Raw genomic sequence first — 16,219 nt, 5'->3', positions numbered from 1 at the left:
ATTCTCCGAAGAACCTACACTAACGTGGTTAGTTTTTCACTCCCCCACACTCACCATCTTACTATAATTATCCGCCACTTTTCCAGAAATCCCTTCGAACATCACCACGTTGTCGGTATCGAAATCGACTGAAGTAGGGTTTTTGAAGATTTCAGATACTTCAATATCAAGCTTGATGGCGTTGGATTGCCCACCTTTGAGTTCGAACTTAGCATCGCTGCCTGAGCTGATGGGCAGGGTAACGGTGCGATAGTTGGCATCCGAACCTACGTGGAAGATCAAGCCTTTATCATCCGAGCCGTCTTTGGGGGAATATTTGCCCTCCAGCAGCAAAAATTTGTAGCCCGTGTTCCAGTCCCAAGCCATGTTGTTGGAAGGGTCGAGGTCGCCGATGTTGTCGAGGGAAAGGTTGCGGGTCGGGTCAACGCCTATGGAAAATTCTAGCTGGTCGTATTGCCCTGCTGTCACTTCTTCTATTTCAATTTCAAACAGGTGGGTAGCATCTTTTCGGCTTACCAAATGGTAGCTTTCTGGCTCGGTATAAACTGCCCCCGTAGCGGAGTTGCGCAGCTTCACATTGCTGAGGTAAAACTTAAACTCTTGGATGGAAAATTCTTGCCCTAGCTCATTCTGATAGGTTTTGCTGTCCAGTTCTAGCGGATCGCCGTCAAAAAGGTTAGCTATTTCCAGCGTAAGCATTCCCTCGCCGGGCACTTCGTCGTTGTTGCTGCAAGAGCTGATGGAAAGTAAAGCCCCAAGTATCAATAGGAAGGAGATACCGTGTCGGAGCACGGCATGACGGGTGTTTGTGTTTTTTATAAAAGGTTTCATTTCGTTTCAGTGGTTTCAAAAGGATTGGAAAATCGTTCGTTGGTAATGAAGGTTTCATCGGTGAGCATGTGCAAAAATGCCAAAATTGCTTCTTTCTCTTCTTGGGCTAGGTGTAGCTTGATAGGTTCGTTGGGGAAAACCTTCTCGTTGCTGGCTTCAATGATGAGCGGGTCGAGCGTTGCGCTTTGGTTCACGTGTTCGTTATAGTGGTCGAGTACTTCTTCCAAGGTCTGAAATCTTCCGTCGTGCATGTAGGGCGCGGTAAGGGCGATATTTCTGAGTGAAGGAGCTTTGAATTTCCCCAAGTCTTCTTCCTTTCCCGTTGTTTTTTTCAAGCCGATGTTGAGGTTCCCGTCTTCGTCCAGCCCATTGTTGTGGAAGCCTTGGAAATCGTTGAGGTCGCCATGGGTCATAGGACCGAGGTGGCAGTCCCCGCAGTTTCCGCCCCGCAGTCCAATTTCGGAAATAGGGTGAATGAAAAACAGCTCGATGCCCAAGAGTTCCTTTGCCGTAGGTTCGTATTCCCCTCGCAAATATTGGTCGTATTTGGAATTAGCCGAGATCATCGTCCGCTCAAACTGGGCAAGGGCTTTGCCTATTTTTTCGGCAGAAATACCCTTTTCCCCAAAGGCAAGCTCAAACTGGTCGAGGTATTGCTGCTCTGCTTCAAGTTTCGCCACGGAAGCTTCCAAACTTTGGTGCATTTCAATAGGGTCTTGAATGGGCAATAGAGCTTGCTCTTCGAGGCTGCTGGCTCGTCCATCCCAAAAGAATTTTCGCTGCCAGAGCAAATTAGCGAGTGCCATCGCATTTTTTGTCCCATCTTCACCATCAATTCCCTCGCTAAAGCGGTTGGGGTCGGAAAACCCGTTTTCCTGTTTGTGGCAGCTTGCGCAAGATTGCGAATTGTCACCCGAAAGTTTTGTTTCGTAAAAAAGCATTCGCCCCAAGGCGATTCCTTCCACTGTAAGTGGGTTGTCAGCCGGAATTTCGTAGTTCTGGCTGAAGTAGGAAGGGATATCCGCCGCCAGATCGTAAGGAGCATTTTCCTTGGTAGGCTCTTCTTTTGAACCAAACCAGCTTTCGCAGGAAAACAACAAGGGAACGAGGACTATATGAATGATGAGTTTTTTCAGGTGCTGATTGTTTTTTTAGTAAACTACCTTTATGTGGTAATTGATTGTGAAAATAGAATTTCTTTAAAAGAAAGTTGGTGATGAAAGTTACAAGGGGTGCAGAACTAAGACCTGCAAGAGAGTGAGAGGGTTGGAAGGGGATTGATGATTTAATATTTCGAGATGATTCAATGATTTTTTTGCAAATGAAAAACTGTAGAGCCGCAATGCATTGCGGCTAAGACGATAAAACGATATTTCGAAATAGAAGGAGGTAATAAAGAAGAAAATGATATGTAAAACCGTAGAGCCAAGGCACGCCTTGGCTAGGAATTGAATGGACGATGAATCGAAGCTAATACTGCAATGCATTGCGGCTAAGGCGATAAAACGATATTTCGAAATAGAAGGAGGTAATAAAGAAGAAAACGATTTTTGCGCACTGGGGAAAGAGGGTAGGGCAAGACCGAAGAGGCTGGTGCGTGGGGCGGCTTGACCACCCGGGTCAGGCTTTTTGCGTGAGTGCGCCCTAGTAATCCTCTTAAACCAACCCATTCCCAAACAACAGGCTCGGAAATGGTGTTAATGGGTAAAAAAAACAGCTGGCATGATCAGAAATGTGACGTACAAAGACAAAGAGGTGACGAAGGAAATCGACCTTGCGGTGGGGCGGGCTTTTAGCTTTTGGGAAGCGATAAAAATGAAGGGGACCGGCTCGCAACAATTGCTGATTACCCAATGCAGCCCCGAGCTAGAGGGGCTTTTGAAACTGGACAAATACCGTAATACTTGCAACATAGAGCTTCGAGGCAAGGGCGTGATCATTCGGTTTCGCTCAAGGCTGGAGACCTTTGCTTGGGTGCTGCCCTATGCAAAATTGAGCTTGGAAGTCTCGGAGAAGAGCGTGTCGATTTATAGCGGGGAAAACTTTATCATTGCCCAGCATGCTTTTTCGTATGCACTCGATTCCAAGTTTTTCACAAAGCTCAACTTGCTCAAATCTCAGTGATTTATGACCCAAAAACTGTTGAAAATCCTTCGCTTTGCCCTGCTTTCCCCTCTTTTTCTTGCCCTACTGACCAACGGCTGTATGAGACTCAAGACTTCTGACAAAAAAATACTGGCGCACTTTGAGGAGCAAGGTGTAGCGGCTTCGGTGCAAAAAATGGCGCACGATGCCAACGAGCTGCGCTATGTGGAAACAGGAGCGGAAAGGAACAAGGAGAATTTGCTGGTGTTTGTGCATGGCGCTCCCGGTGCCGGCGATGACTTCTTTGGCTTTTTGACCGATAGCGTTTTGCTGGAAAAAGCCCGGATAGTAACAGTGGACAGGCCCGGCTATGGGCATTCGGGCTATGGCAAATCGGTGACTTCTATTCAAGAGCAGGCGATCATAATTGGGAAGGTATTGGAAGAGGCGAAGGAAGATCATATCTACCTGATAGGGCATTCGTACGGAGGTCCGATAGTTGGGAAAATGGCGACGATGTATGCCGTGGATGGAATTATGATGCTTGCCCCGGTGAACGATCCGGAGTCGGAACCGATCTACTGGATAGCGCATTTGGGAAAGTGGAAGCTTACCCGCTGGATGGCCTCAAAACCGCTGAGGGTGGCAACGGACGAGAAATTTGCCCACAAAGCCGAGCTTGCCCTGCTAAAAGAAGATTGGGGAAAAATAACTGTTCCCGTGGTGCATTTGCATGGGGGAAAGGATTTTTTAGCACCCTTTGAGGGAAATGTGGCTTGGAGCAAAAAATACATCAAACCCAAAATGCTAAAACTAGTGGAAGACCCCGAAATGACGCATTTTATTCCGTGGAAAAACTATGGGCTGGTGAAGAAAGAGCTGCTGTTGTTGATGGAGGGGGAGTAACAAGCTGTTGTTTTTAAGACTAATCTTGAGCTAAAGTTGTGAGTTGAGAACGAATGGCCTATTCTTTGTTTTAAACTTACTTACATTGTTTAAATTAGAAGAAGATAACATGAAAAAACTAGTAACTCTCCTCCTCGTGCTCACATCATTGAACCTTTTTGGGCAAGATTCATCGCTAATAGGCAAAAAATCGCCTGAATTGGATTTTGCCAAAATGCTGAATTATAGCAATGTCTCTGCTAAACTCTCGGACTTTAGCGGAAAAGTCGTCATTATAGATTTTTGGGCAACATGGTGTTCGCCCTGTATCAAAGGGTTTACCCATTTGGAAGAACTGCAAAAAGAATTTGTAGAAGAGCTACAGGTGATAACAGTAACCGATGAAAAAGAAGAAAGAATTAATAGGTTCATTGAAAATTTTTCAATTAGCTTACCGATAGCCTTGGATAGCAGCAGGCAGCTCGGCAAGTCATTTCCACATAGGGTAATTCCTCACACGGTACTTATAGATAAAAAAGGCGTAGTTAGAGCGGTTACTTTTCCTAATAACATTACCAAAGAAGTGATAAACAAGCTGGTTTCAGGAGAAGTTATATCCTTAGAAGAAAAGAAAGAAGTTATAGGGTTTAACCCTTCAAAACCACTCTCTGGAAGTGAGAATGTTAATTTTCAGGTCACTTTTCTTCCTTACCAACAAGGTATTCCCGGCTTTCACTCCACCGGAGCGGGTAGAATTGTAGTGACAAATTCTTTGCCTCAAAAGTTTTATGAAATCGCCTATGGTTTTCCTAGTCAAATTAGAACTGTAATAGAAATAGCGGATACTACCGCTATGACTTGGGAAAAGCATAATAGGTATTGTTTTGAAATGATAATTCCTGCGGAATTGTCTGACCGACGATTTGAGATTATGAAACAGCAATTGGCGATTTACTTTGATGAGTACAAAGCAGAGGTAAAAAAGGAAATGATGAAAGTAAAAGTACTTAAGGTAATTGAAGGACGAACGGTTGCATTGAAAAAGGCTGATAGAGTAGAAAGTGTAAGTAGTTCAAGTAGTCAAGGATTGTCGATGATAAATGCTCCTAGCAGTACTATTTCAGATTTTTTACAATCACAGCTCAGTGAAATTGTCTGTGATGGAACAGGGCTGGAAGGGTTATACGATATAGAATTGAAATGGTATGAAGAAGACCCAGGTAATATCCATAAAGAGTTGGAAATATTAGGGTTGGAGTTGGTTGAGGAGGAAAAGGAAATAGAATTATTAGTGATTTCAGATAAATAAACTTCTGTAGTGTCAGTAAAAAGGAATACCGTTTGTATTTGTTCCATCTTTTAGCCTCGTGAGAGGCGATCTGTTTGTAGTAAAATAAAGCTCCAGCGGAGCGGACCTCAGATTTATCAGGTAAAACAGTAGCTCAACCTCTCAAAGGTCGAGCTACTGTTTTTTTAACCTTGCAACACGCAACGTGAAACTTGTAACTCAGCTTTACACTTCCGACCTCAACACTTCTAACGGTGGCTTATTCAACACGCCACGGCTATTGAGCATACCGATGCCCATGGTGAGTAGGGTGATACTGATAAAGACCAAAAGGGCGGTGCCGATGTCTGGGCTAAAGGGTGCGTCGAAGTTGAAGACGGCCAAGGCCCAGCTGCTACCCAGGGCAAGCACAATGCCTGAAAGTGCGGCCAAGCCTCCCAAGAACAAATACTCTAGGGCATTGATGCGGAGTACTTGCTTGCGGTTTGCCCCCAAGGTGCGGAGCAGCACGCTTTCTTGTATGCGCTGAAACTTGCTGATAATGACTGAGCCAGTAAGAACTAGCAACCCTGTCACAATACTAAATAGCGCCATAAAGCGGATCACAAAGGACACTTGTCCCAGTACTTCGTCCACGGTCTTGAGGATAAGGTTGAGGTCGATGATGGAGACGTTGGGGAACTTGCTTACGACTTCTTGTTGGAAGGAAGCGGAAGCCTCATCGGATGGGACTTTGGTGATGAGCACGTGGAACTGTGGGGCATATTCCAACACGCCTTTGGGAAATACCACTAGGAAATTGGTAGATACCCTGTTCCAATCTACCTCTCGCATGTGCCCTACATAGGTTTTTACGGGTGTTCCCTGTACATCGAACACCAGTTCATCGCCCATTTTTACTCCCATTCTTTTAGCAAAGCGCTCTTCGAACGAAACATAGATGGAATCGGAGGAAGGTGATACTTCGCTGCGCCAAGTTCCCTCTACGGTCGTTTCCGATTCGATGAGCGAATCGCGGTAGGTGTTTCTAAATTCTCTTCCAAAAGCCCAGTCTTTGTACTCAGAAGTGCTATCCGCCATGTTTTGTTCTTTGGTAATCCCATTGATAGTGCTTAGTCGCATGGTCACGATGGGTACTTCGGAGATTATGGGCAAATCATGGGATTTGGTTAGCTCTTTAAGTTCCTCTTTTTGGGGTGTTTGGATGTCGAACAGCACCATGTTGGGCTGCCCTCCGCTTCCGGCAAAGTTGAGCTGGTCGAGCAGCATTCCCTGTACAAAAAAGAGTGTGGAAATCAGCGCCGTTCCCAACCCTACCGACACAATAAGGATGATTGTCTGGTTGTTGGGGCGGAAAAGATTGGCGATGCCTTGTCGCCATATGTAGCTCCAAGAAACGGGGAAATATCTCTTCACTGCCCACATAAGCAGTTGGGCAACTCCCGTGAGCAAACCAAAGGCAAGGGCAAGGAAAAGGGTGAAGAAAAAGGCGTCTTGCACATCGCCAATTTGTAAGTAGGAGAAACCGATAATGAAGAGTACGATGGCGGCATATACGCCTATTTTTATCCAATCGGTTTTGGTGTTTTCGTCGTAGGAGCTCCGCAAGGCTCTGAGCGGGGAAACTGTTCTGATCTTGAGGGAAGGAGGCAAAGCGAATAAAATAGAGACTAGCAGCCCTGTAAGTACTCCGCCCAATATGGCTGTGATGGAAATACTAAACTCTACCTCGAAGGGCAAAAAGCTTTGCAGCACGGCGGGTAGGGCAAGCTGCACCACGCTTCCGAGCAGCGCCCCCACTATGGAACCCAAGAAGCCCATGCTCACAATCTGGATCATGAAGATAAAGAAGGCTTGCATGCCTTGTACGCCCATGCAGCGCAACACGGCAACGGTAGTTAGTTTTTCTTTTATGTAAATATGGACGGCACTAGCCACTCCCACGCACCCCAATAGCAAGGCGACAAACCCCACGAGATTCAAGAATTGGGTGAGGTTGGAAAATGCTCTTCCTACGCTTTTTTTCCGCTTTTCTACTGTCTCGTAGCGGACTCCTTCTTTCTTGAAAATATCTTCTCGGGCTTCGGCATAGGCTTCTACATCGTAGTTTGCTGGGAATTTGTAGTAATTCTTATAAGTAATGCGGCTGCCTTTTTGTATCAACTCTGTTTCGTCCAAATATTCCATGGGGATATACACCGACGGGGCTACTGTGGCGGTAATTCCCGCTTCCCCAGGAGCTTTTACCAGCGCACCTTCTATCACAAACTCAATTCCCCCAACTTTCACTGTTTCCCCCACTTTTGCACCAAACTGCACAAGCAAGGTATTGTCCACCAAGGCACTTTTTCCTGTGCGGAACGACCTAGAAGCCGTTGCAGGGTTTGTTTCAATCTGACCATAAAAGGGGAAATCACCTTCCAGTGCTCTAATTTGCACCAACCTTGTACCACCTGTGCTACTGAACTGCGCCATGGAGGCAAAGCTGATTTCCGAGGCGTGCTCTATCATCACCGAGTCGATTATTTCGCTCACCGAATCGCTGAGAGCTTGCCTATCGGTAAGGACGAAATCTGCCCCTATCAAGCCTTTTGCCTCGCCTTCGATGTTCTCGCTGAGGTTATCGCCAAAGGAATTGATGGCTACCAAGGCGGCTATACCCAAAATGATGGACGAGGTGAAAAGCAAAAGCCTACCGCGATTTTTTCGGCTATCGCGCCATGCCATGGTTGCCAGCCAGCGTATGTCAAATTTATTCTTTGTATTCATGGTTTGTTTTTGCAGAAATGCCTAGCCAACGCATGCGTTGGCTCTACGATAAATTATTTTTGCACCAAATTAGGCTCGTCAGATACGACTTTTCCACCTTTTATTCGGATGATCCTGTCTGTTTTGGCGGCTAGTTCCAGGTCATGAGTGACCAGCACCAGTGTAGTTCCTGCCTCTCTGTTAAGATCGAAAATCAATTTTTCCACTTTTGTGCCTGTTTCTTCATCGAGGTTGCCTGTGGGCTCATCGGCAAAGAGGATTTTGGGGCTGTTGGAAAAAGCCCTTGCAAGGGAAACCCGTTGCTGCTCTCCACCCGACAGTTGAGTAGGATAATGGCTCGAACGCTCATTCAACCCTACCTTATCGAGCAAGTCTTGTGAACGAGATTTTACATTTCTTTCTCCACGAAGCTCTAAGGGCACCATCACGTTTTCCAGCGCTGTAAGTGTCGGAATTAACTGGAAATTTTGGAAAATGAAACCCACATATTGGTTGCGCACCCACGCCCGTTCGTCTTCGCTCATTTGGTCGAGGGAAACATTGTTGAGCGTAACCGAGCCAGAACTTGCCCTATCGAGGCCGGCGCACAAGCCCAAGAGTGTGGTTTTGCCACTGCCCGAAGGACCTACAATGGAAAAGGACGCACCTTCTTCTATCGAAAAATTCACAGAATGCAATACGGTAAGCTCCCTGCTTCCACTTTTATAAGTCTTAGTCAGGTTTTCTACTTTTAAAATATCAGCCATTAGTATTCAAAAAAGGAGTTTGGAATTGGGGTTTGGAGTAAGAGCAAAACAATTTGTCCTGCTCAAAAAGTCATCGATAACTAAACTCTTGCAAGATAAATTAGTTTGGTCAGTTGGCAAATTAAAGCTGAAACTTCACAATCGGGCAGATAATCCGATGAACGGGGGAATGGTGGTTTGTGGGAGCAGAAATCCTGATTTTGTGCTTCTGTGCAACACCTACGGCGTTGTTTTCTTCCTTTCTTGAGCGGCTACAATTATGAAACCCCTCACGGGGTTAAAGCGGGTGGTATTATGTAACATGAGGTATAATCTTTATTGCGCTCAAAAACCCCAATGGATTTTACTTTATAGCTCATTTAAAAAAAACTTCTGCGGCTCTAGCTTCTTTTTTTTCCTGCCTTGATGAGCTTCATTTCCTCCACAGCTTCTTTCAATTCACTGATAAGATGGATTTTAGAGTTCGTAAGTTGTTGAGTTTTTACGTAACGCAAGCTTTTTAACACTTCAAGAAGGTGTAATGCCTTATCGTCTTTTATCTAAACCTCATTCCTGAGTTCCTCGCCTTTTTCAAAGTTTTCGATGTTGCTCATTACGGTTTGGGCAATTTGGAAAAGGGCTTCATCTGTTAGGAATGCTTGGTGGGAAGTGATGAGTACATTGGGGAAACTGATGAGCCTAAGGATGAGGTCGTCTTCAATTATTCTTTCTGAAAGGTCTTCGAAAAAAAGGTTTTCTTCTTGTTCGTACACGTCAATTCCCAAATATCCTATTTTTCGTTTTTTCAGTGCTGTAATGATGTCTTTAGTATTGATGAGTGCGCCCCTGCTGGTGTTTATGATCATTACGCCATTTTTCATGGAGGAAATGGACTCGCTGTTGATGAGGTGTTTTGTATCGGGGAGGAGAGGGCAGTGCAACGAAATTATATCGGATTGGGCATAAAGAGTTTCTATGGGCTGGTAGGTGACACCAAGTTTTTGTAGCTCTCCCGACTGATGTACATCGTAGGCAAGTACTTTACAGCCTAGCCCAAGCATGATCTTGCAAAAAGCGGCACCGATTTGGCCTGTGCCTATTACCCCAACGGTTTTTCCAAAAATATTGAAACCTGTGAGGTTGTCGAGGGAAAAGTTGCACTCTCTGACCCGGTTATATGCCTTGTGGGTTTTGCGGTTTAGGGTCATGATGAGGGCTAGGGCATGCTCTGCAACGGATTGGGGCGAATATGCTGGGACTCTCACTACTTTTATCTGGTGTTTTTTTGCCTCGGAAAGGTCTACATTATTGAAGCCGGCACATCGCAGGGCAATGAGCTTGACCTTATTTGCAGCAAGTTTTTCGATGGTGGGCTTATCTAAGGTATCATTCACAAATACGCAGACAGCTTCAAAACCTTTAGTGAGGTCGGCAGTTCTTTCAACTAGGGCTGAATTGAAAAAGGTAATGTCGTGGCCATAGGTCTCGTTGAGCTGTTGGAAATAGATTTTGTCGTAGGGTTTGGTACTAAAAAAAGCGAGTCTCATATAAAAAACAGGTTGGTTGTGATAGTAGTCAAATATACTTCTCAGCTAGCGGTTTCAAAACCCAAATGAGCGGTAATTTCTTATCTGTAGATTTTTTTTCTTATTTTCAACCTTTCGACCATAGTTGATAGAATAGTATCAATAGACGTTGCAGATGAGCAAAAACAATATCCCTTTTTTTATAGCAAAAAGATATTTTTCCTCTCACCGGGGAAAGAACAAAAAAACAACTCAAAGTGCTGCAGAGGCGCTTATTGGGCAAAGCTTTATCAAGATATTGAGCAATATTGCTATGGTGGGACTTGGAGTGGGCACGGCGGCGCTCATCGTAATCCTTTCGGTGTTCAATGGACTGGAAGAGCTGACCATCAGCTTGTATAATACCTATAATCCTGAATTGAAGATCACACCTAAGCTTGGGAAAACTTTTGAGCTTCCGCCCGAAATATATGGACAACTGAAGGACCTGGATGGAGTGAAAGCTGTTACCGAAGTGATAGAAGATGGGGCAATGGTGAGGTATGGGAAAGTGGAAGTTTTGGTGACGGTGAAGGGGGTAAGTGATAACTATTTGGAGCAATATGATTTGAAAAAAGCAGTAGTTTCTGGCGGTGCTGAGCTAAAAAATGGAGAGCAGTACAGGGCTTTGCTAGGCATGGGGGTTCAACATCAGCTTTCGGTACAGATGTCCGACGATACGAAGGCGATGGTTTTCTATTACCCAAGACGAGGTGAGCGAGTGACTACCAATATGGATAAGGCATTCAAAAGGAATGCGATATTACCAGGTGGTGTATTTGCCATTGAGCAGCAGTTTGATCTTAGTTACGTTCTTGTTCCACTAGAATTTGCCCAAGAGCTGATGCAGTATGAAGAGCAAAGGAGCAGCTTGGAAATTCGCTTGGCTGAAGGGGCAAGTCTTTCCTCGGTTCAGTCCGATATAAAGGAATTGATAGGGGAGAAGTTTGATGTAAAAACCTCGGAAGAACAACAGGCCTCGGTGCTGAAAGCCGTAAAATGGGAGCGCCTTTTTGTATTTGTCACCTTTGTGGTGGTGCTTGGCATTGCTTCTTTGAATGTGTTTTTTGCCTTGGCCATGCTGGTAATAGAAAAGAAAAGGGATATTGCCATTTTGTTTTCGGTGGGTGCTACTAGGCAGTTTGTAAGAAAAATATTTATGCTAGAAGGAGCTATCGTAGCTTTTACGGGAGTAGTTTTCGGCTTGGTATTAGGTTTTATCATCGTCTTTGTACAAGAAAAATTTGGTTTGGTTTCTTTGGGCGTAAGTAGTTCGATAGTAGACGCTTATCCTGTAAAAATGAAGTGGACTGATTTCGCCCTTACAGCAGGGATTGTGGTGGTTATTACTATGGTCGCATCATATGTTCCTGCCAAAAATGCTTCGCAAACTCAGGTAAACGAACATGTGTAGCCCAACTCTTGGGTACTTGAGAGGGTCTTTTTGGGGAAGCTTGAACCACTTAAATGATTGCAGATTTCGAATGAAACTTCTCAAAAGATATTATTACTTTTTACTTTATCCTCTTTTTGCAAGTGGGCTTTTTGCCTGTGAAGAAGTGGTAACTCCCGATCTGATTGCCGAAGCCCCTATTGTGGTTATTGATGGCTGGATAACGGATGGAGAGCCTGGTAGCTACATAATCCTTTCCAAATCAGCTCCTTTCAATCAGAGTGAAACTGTTCCGAAGCTTACTAATGGTCAGGTTATCGTAAATAATAATGAGGGCAAGTCCTATTCCTTTCAGCATATTGGAGAGGGGAAATATGTGCCCCTCCAACAGGATTTTGTGGGGCAGCCGGGCAAGCGATATACGCTCACAGTGAATGTAGAGGAAACGAGTTATACGGCTTCTATCCGTATGCCTTTAGCCCCTACGCTCGATTCGGTCAGCTACAAACTCAGAGAAGATGATGTGTTTTTTGACGATGGTTTTTATATGGTAGCGCATTTTCAGGAGCCGGCTTCATCCCGCAATTATTATTTCTGGCAGGTATTGAAAAATGGAGAGGTAGTAAACCAAGATAAGTTGCTGATCAATTCGGATGAGCAAGTAAATGGGGGCTATCTTAATTTTGAGTTGGACTATAATATTCCCTTGGAAGATGTAGATTCTGCGGATGTTTTGGGGGTGAACCTCTTCGCTTTGTCGGCTAATGCTTACGAATATTACAGCGGTTTAGAGTTTTTGATAGAGGCGGGGAGCCCTGCGCAAGCAGTGCCTGAAAATCCTCCAACTAATATCGTTGGTGGTGCATTAGGCTTTTTTAATGCCAGTGCAATCAATACAGATACAGTAAGTGTGAAAGAGTCGCTGTGATGATTATTTTCCTACAACAAAGAAGCGGATAACTTTGAAAGCTCCTTTTAAGGTAAAGTCTACGACGAAAGGTTTGGCGTATTTGCGGAAAGCCACGGAGAGTGCGGCTATGCTTCCGCTTACAATTGCCGTACGCTCATCGGGGCTCATGAATGCTTCGTAGATAGGGTAGGCGTTGGTTGCTATAAGAGCCGTGTCAATAAATTTGGAAGCGATGGAAGCATTGCTGCCTGCCACTATTATCAAATCATTTATTTTTTCTTGGTGCTCTTCTTTGCATTTTGCCAGCAAAGCCTTTGTTTCCTTGTCTTTTTTAATGGACTTTGGCTCGGGGATGTAATGAATAATGTCGCCATCGGCTTGGATGAGCGTTTGAAGGAAATACGATTTGTCCTTGGCCTCGTTTTCCACCACGGTGGTTATTTCCACATAGCCCGTCTTAAAAAGGTTTCGGATAAACGCATATACTCTAAAAGGAAGCTGAATGGCGAGTATCAGTTCCTTAGGAAGGTTTTTAATGTTTGATATGGTAGAGTTTAGGTTCACTTATTTTTCTTGCTAAAAAGTTGGTTTAGCCCTTTGCCGGCAAGTTGGGTGATGGTGGTAAAAAGTGTGCTCCAAATTTTTGTTCCAGAAGAAGTAGCATCGTTATGGAGGTCGAGTACGACTTTTCGTAGCTCAGGAGGGAGGTACACAAATTGGTTGGTAAGGTAGTTGGTCATGTCCCCATCTATTTGGATCACCGTCTGTAGCAGTACTTTCTGCGTCCCAAGTTCCCATACTTTTCTTAGTAAAGTAACCTGATCCGGATCCAGCTCCATGTCTTCCACTTTATTTATGTCTTGGATACTCAGGTCGTTGTTCCACCCTTCCGATGCCATTTGAGAGGAGAACGGTTCTAGATCAGAGGTCATTCCATCCATATTGCAAGTGCCGTCAAATCCTTTTTTGGTATTGCTGGTATCTACGTTGTATTCCTGCCTTCTTATCTTAAAAAGCCCGACTACATTTGAGCTTTGGCGCTCTATTCTGGTCAGGAGTTTTAGTTTTCCTTCTAGGTCATCTATCTCGTTTTGGCTCTTCGCTTTTTTGAGCTTTGCAGCAAAATAAGCTTGCCCTTTGGCTGCCATGTCTTTTATTTCTACAAATGAAAACTCACCGCCAAATCTCCATCTTAGCAGCAAAGGTTCCTGCCCTTTGGTTTTGGGGATTGGGTTTCCGTCTGCCTTTACGCAGATTCCAAATTCCACGAGGATGCTTCGGTACCTATTGGCTATGTCCAAAAAAGCCATACGTTTCTTGGGAGGCATTTTTGCACCTGATAGGTTTTCTTTAACAATAGTATTTACTTCTAGCGTAAGGAGGTCAGAGGCTAGATTTTGTAGGAAATTTGCCATCGGGATAGGGGCGATTAAAATAATCGTGATAAAAAAACTACTTGCTTTCCAGTGCTTTTTAGGTTTGAAAAACTATGTAGCTTAAAAGGGAGTACCAACAGACCCGGAAAGATCAATTTGCACCCCCTGTTTATAAAGTAAAGAGATATAGCTCTAGAGGTCGCTGTCGTCTCCTCCGTCTATATTTTCCTCGTTCAAATTCACGCTTTTCGTCTTGCGATAAAGCTCAAATATCGACATAATGGCTTTTACATTATTATCAACAATCTCGTAGCCTCGCTCTTCTTTCCTAGCGTGGAAATCCCTAAGCCAAGCATATTTATCGGTAACCAGCTCATTGCTCATGTTGGTCACCATATCGCCCAACATTAAGTTGATACGCGTCTGGATTATCTGAAAGTCGCCGTCTTTGTTGGCCGTTATATTTTCGTCAGGATCTACTTGGTAATCCCCCACTATTGTTTTGATCTCTAGCGTAGTGAGATTACTAATAGCATTTTCAACGTTGTTGACGAACTTGTTGAACATATTGGGTTCTTCTGTATTTGGCATAATTACTCAATGTTGTTTAGTGCTAGATGGATTCAATATTATAGTTTATTTGCATAAAAGCAATAAAAACCTTAAAATAATTTCTTTTTTTGGAGAAAAGAGGATGAAAATTTTTTACAAAAAACAAAATTCATCAAAATATAATGGTGAGCCCTAGCTGGAATGGTCGGCAATGATTACCCACTCTCCGTTGATATTTTTCCAGATAAGTGAAAAATGACCTTCCAGTTCGCCAGCCTTGCGGTCAAGGTGCCATTTGCCAATTACCATGATTACCTCCTCCGCTATTTTATCCGCCGAAATTACATCAAAAGTAAGTTGTCCCATGGCTTCGGGATCAGGATATCTTTTCTTATACCTTGCCAACGTTGCTTGGAAGCCATAGGTCACACCCGTTTTGCCTATAAACTGCAATTGTTCAGATTCCCAATAGCCTTTCATAAAAGCATCCACATCTCCTCTGTTCCAATCTTCATTTTGCCTTTCCAAAATAGCTCTTACTTTTAGTACATCGGCATCAGCCTGAGAATAGGATTGTAAAGAAAGTAGGAAGAAGATTGCGTAAAGAAGGGTATGTTTCATGTTGCTTGTATATTAAAAAAGTTTGAAACCGTTAATGTTTGTTTTTGCAATGGCAAAACCTAAGTTTTAGGAGGATGAGTAGTTTCCAAACCACTTATTGTTTCTGTATATTTGTACGAATGTAATAAAATTACTGGTACATAATTTTTTTTTGTACGCCCTTCTTCTTCCAAAAGTTGAATACCGTACAAATAATCAAGCTTTTTAGGTGCAGCGGTTGACCTATGTAGCTAGAAATGGATGTAAGTTATGAGGGTCTTTTAACATATATTTGATTTATTTTCCTTAACCCGATTAGAATATTACCTAATATCGCTTGTATTTTTGTGCTGAGCAAAGATAAAAATGCCAAAGCCTTATAAAAACTAACTGAAATTGAATTTTATAAAGAATACCTCTTTGAACCTATTTAATAGAATCTAAACAAGGAATTACGTGAAAAGAATTTGCTTTTTATTACTACTCTTCTTGGCTTCTTGCGTCTCTCATAAGGATATAGTGAGTTTACAAGACCAAAAGATTTACGAACACACACAAAAAGGCTTACCCAATTACCACGTGAAGGCCAACGACATTCTTCATGTAAAGGTGAACAGCTCAGAGGAAACTACCGTAGCACTCTTTAACGATGCTTCGGGCGGTCTTTCTGGAGGTGGCATGATCAACAATGAATCATATCTTTACTTAAACGGCTATTTGGTAGATAGCGAAGGCAAAATCAAATTGCCAGTAGTGGGGGAAATGGATGTGGCTGGTAAAACTGTAGAGCAAATTCGTGAACAAGTGGACGAGGCCTTAACCCCTTATTTGAAGCAAAAATCCGTAACGGTGAAGTTGGCTAATTTTAGGATAGCTGTAATGGGCGAAGTAAATATGCCAGGTAGCTTTTATATATATGACAATAAAATAAGCCTGTTACAAGCCTTGAGTATGGCGGGAGATTTTACCTACTACTCTAACCGTACAAAAGTGAAGTTGGTAAGGGATATTGGAGGTAAAACCAAAACTACCGTAATTGACTTTACTAAGCCAGACCTACTAGCTAGTGAATATTATTTCCTTCAGCCTAATGATGTTGTTTATGTTGAGCCGCTCAAACAAAAGGCGTTTAATGTAAACGTAGCAACCATTAGTCTATTTGTTTCAGCGCTTTCTGTTGCAGTGCTTGTAGTTAGTACTGTGCTGAACCAAACAAAGTAATTAATAACAAAAACTTAAT

17 protein-coding genes are annotated in these 16,219 nt (G+C 43.5%); 8 read left to right on the top strand and 9 right to left on the bottom strand.

Features of this window, described 5'->3' with window-relative positions; genetic code table 11:
* Positions 1 to 36: 36 nt before the first annotated feature.
* On the bottom strand, positions 37 to 831 hold the full coding sequence (locus R9C00_20355) for an MbnP family protein (GenBank protein ID WPO34055.1): 795 nt from the start codon (positions 829 to 831) through the stop codon (positions 37 to 39).
* Entirely contained in the window at positions 828 to 1,931 is a 1,104-nt protein-coding gene (locus R9C00_20350) for a cytochrome c peroxidase (protein ID WPO34054.1), read from the bottom strand. Before R9C00_20350 ends, R9C00_20355 begins: the two co-directional genes overlap by 4 nt.
* Before the next feature lie 352 nt (positions 1,932 to 2,283).
* Here R9C00_20350 and R9C00_20345 point away from each other — a divergent pair, with 352 nt between their 5' ends.
* The 4 genes from R9C00_20345 (at position 2,284) to R9C00_20330 (ending at position 5,110) form a co-directional block, all read left to right on the top strand.
* Complete coding sequence (locus R9C00_20345; GenBank protein WPO34053.1) at positions 2,284 to 2,442, top strand: hypothetical protein; 159 nt, start codon at positions 2,284 to 2,286, stop codon at positions 2,440 to 2,442.
* A gap of 111 nt (positions 2,443 to 2,553) precedes the next feature.
* A complete protein-coding gene (locus tag R9C00_20340) occupies positions 2,554 to 2,955 on the top strand; it encodes a hypothetical protein (protein WPO34052.1) in 402 nt (133 codons plus the stop codon).
* Between the two features lie 3 nt (positions 2,956 to 2,958).
* Entirely contained in the window at positions 2,959 to 3,822 is an 864-nt protein-coding gene (locus R9C00_20335) for an alpha/beta hydrolase (protein WPO34051.1), read from the top strand.
* A gap of 109 nt (positions 3,823 to 3,931) precedes the next feature.
* Entirely contained in the window at positions 3,932 to 5,110 is a 1,179-nt protein-coding gene (locus R9C00_20330; GenBank protein ID WPO34050.1) for a redoxin domain-containing protein, read from the top strand.
* A gap of 204 nt (positions 5,111 to 5,314) precedes the next feature.
* Here R9C00_20330 and R9C00_20325 read toward each other — a convergent pair whose 3' ends face one another.
* Positions 5,315 to 7,858 carry an FtsX-like permease family protein gene (locus R9C00_20325; protein ID WPO34049.1) on the bottom strand — a complete coding sequence of 848 codons (2,544 nt, stop codon included), beginning with the start codon at positions 7,856 to 7,858 and terminating at the stop codon, positions 5,315 to 5,317.
* Between the two features lie 53 nt (positions 7,859 to 7,911).
* Entirely contained in the window at positions 7,912 to 8,604 is a 693-nt protein-coding gene (locus R9C00_20320; protein WPO34048.1) for an ABC transporter ATP-binding protein, read from the bottom strand.
* Between the two features lie 88 nt (positions 8,605 to 8,692).
* On the opposite strand from R9C00_20320, the gene R9C00_20315 reads away from it, so the two are divergent.
* On the top strand, positions 8,693 to 8,851 hold the full coding sequence (locus R9C00_20315) for a hypothetical protein (protein WPO34047.1): 159 nt from the start codon (positions 8,693 to 8,695) through the stop codon (positions 8,849 to 8,851).
* A 292-nt stretch (positions 8,852 to 9,143) separates the two neighbouring features.
* Here R9C00_20315 and R9C00_20310 read toward each other — a convergent pair whose 3' ends face one another.
* The gene (locus R9C00_20310) at positions 9,144 to 10,130 is read right to left on the bottom strand and encodes a 2-hydroxyacid dehydrogenase (GenBank protein WPO34046.1); all 987 of its coding nucleotides are present in this window, start codon (positions 10,128 to 10,130) and stop codon (positions 9,144 to 9,146) included.
* Positions 10,131 to 10,284: 154 nt separating this feature from the next.
* On the opposite strand from R9C00_20310, the gene R9C00_20305 reads away from it, so the two are divergent.
* On the top strand, positions 10,285 to 11,562 hold the full coding sequence (locus R9C00_20305) for an FtsX-like permease family protein (GenBank protein ID WPO34045.1): 1,278 nt from the start codon (positions 10,285 to 10,287) through the stop codon (positions 11,560 to 11,562).
* A 70-nt stretch (positions 11,563 to 11,632) separates the two neighbouring features.
* Positions 11,633 to 12,469, top strand: coding sequence for a DUF4249 domain-containing protein (locus R9C00_20300; GenBank protein WPO34044.1), 837 nt, complete (start codon positions 11,633 to 11,635; stop codon positions 12,467 to 12,469).
* A 3-nt stretch (positions 12,470 to 12,472) separates the two neighbouring features.
* On the opposite strand, the gene R9C00_20295 is transcribed toward R9C00_20300, so the two are convergent.
* The 4 genes from R9C00_20295 to R9C00_20280 form a co-directional block, all read right to left on the bottom strand.
* A complete protein-coding gene (locus R9C00_20295; protein WPO34043.1) occupies positions 12,473 to 13,015 on the bottom strand; it encodes a hypothetical protein in 543 nt (180 codons plus the stop codon).
* On the bottom strand, positions 13,012 to 13,866 hold the full coding sequence (locus R9C00_20290) for a hypothetical protein (GenBank protein ID WPO34042.1): 855 nt from the start codon (positions 13,864 to 13,866) through the stop codon (positions 13,012 to 13,014). Before R9C00_20290 ends, R9C00_20295 begins: the two co-directional genes overlap by 4 nt.
* A gap of 153 nt (positions 13,867 to 14,019) precedes the next feature.
* Positions 14,020 to 14,418 (bottom strand): hypothetical protein, encoded by a 399-nt coding sequence (locus R9C00_20285; protein WPO34041.1) that lies wholly within the window; start codon positions 14,416 to 14,418, stop codon positions 14,020 to 14,022.
* Positions 14,419 to 14,571: 153 nt separating this feature from the next.
* Positions 14,572 to 15,000, bottom strand: coding sequence for a nuclear transport factor 2 family protein (locus R9C00_20280; protein ID WPO34040.1), 429 nt, complete (start codon positions 14,998 to 15,000; stop codon positions 14,572 to 14,574).
* A 435-nt stretch (positions 15,001 to 15,435) separates the two neighbouring features.
* On the opposite strand from R9C00_20280, the gene R9C00_20275 reads away from it, so the two are divergent.
* Positions 15,436 to 16,200 carry a polysaccharide biosynthesis/export family protein gene (locus tag R9C00_20275; protein WPO34039.1) on the top strand — a complete coding sequence of 255 codons (765 nt, stop codon included), beginning with the start codon at positions 15,436 to 15,438 and terminating at the stop codon, positions 16,198 to 16,200.
* Positions 16,201 to 16,219 lie beyond the last annotated feature (19 nt).

This window comes from Flammeovirgaceae bacterium SG7u.111 (assembly GCA_034044135.1).
In the GTDB taxonomy this organism is placed as follows: domain Bacteria; phylum Bacteroidota; class Bacteroidia; order Cytophagales; family Flammeovirgaceae.
Note: the sequence above shows the minus strand (reverse complement) of the source record. Positions and strands in the feature narration are given on the sequence as shown.

What these genes read in the sequence shown, in the direction of transcription:
- R9C00_20335 (WPO34051.1), top strand. Translation starts at nt 2,959, where the DNA reads ATGACCCAAAAACTGTTGAAAATCCTTCGCTTTGCCCTGCTTTCCCCT.
- R9C00_20340 (WPO34052.1), top strand. Translation starts at nt 2,554, where the DNA reads ATGATCAGAAATGTGACGTACAAAGACAAAGAGGTGACGAAGGAAATC.
- R9C00_20345 (WPO34053.1), top strand. Translation starts at nt 2,284, where the DNA reads ATGGACGATGAATCGAAGCTAATACTGCAATGCATTGCGGCTAAGGCG.
- R9C00_20355 (WPO34055.1), bottom strand. Translation starts at nt 831, where the DNA reads ATGAAACCTTTTATAAAAAACACAAACACCCGTCATGCCGTGCTCCGA.
- R9C00_20325 (WPO34049.1), bottom strand. Translation starts at nt 7,858, where the DNA reads ATGAATACAAAGAATAAATTTGACATACGCTGGCTGGCAACCATGGCA.
- R9C00_20300 (WPO34044.1), top strand. Translation starts at nt 11,633, where the DNA reads ATGAAACTTCTCAAAAGATATTATTACTTTTTACTTTATCCTCTTTTT.
- R9C00_20305 (WPO34045.1), top strand. Translation starts at nt 10,285, where the DNA reads ATGAGCAAAAACAATATCCCTTTTTTTATAGCAAAAAGATATTTTTCC.
- R9C00_20290 (WPO34042.1), bottom strand. Translation starts at nt 13,866, where the DNA reads ATGGCAAATTTCCTACAAAATCTAGCCTCTGACCTCCTTACGCTAGAA.
- R9C00_20285 (WPO34041.1), bottom strand. Translation starts at nt 14,418, where the DNA reads ATGCCAAATACAGAAGAACCCAATATGTTCAACAAGTTCGTCAACAAC.
- R9C00_20310 (WPO34046.1), bottom strand. Translation starts at nt 10,130, where the DNA reads ATGAGACTCGCTTTTTTTAGTACCAAACCCTACGACAAAATCTATTTC.
- R9C00_20320 (WPO34048.1), bottom strand. Translation starts at nt 8,604, where the DNA reads ATGGCTGATATTTTAAAAGTAGAAAACCTGACTAAGACTTATAAAAGT.
- R9C00_20330 (WPO34050.1), top strand. Translation starts at nt 3,932, where the DNA reads ATGAAAAAACTAGTAACTCTCCTCCTCGTGCTCACATCATTGAACCTT.
- R9C00_20280 (WPO34040.1), bottom strand. Translation starts at nt 15,000, where the DNA reads ATGAAACATACCCTTCTTTACGCAATCTTCTTCCTACTTTCTTTACAA.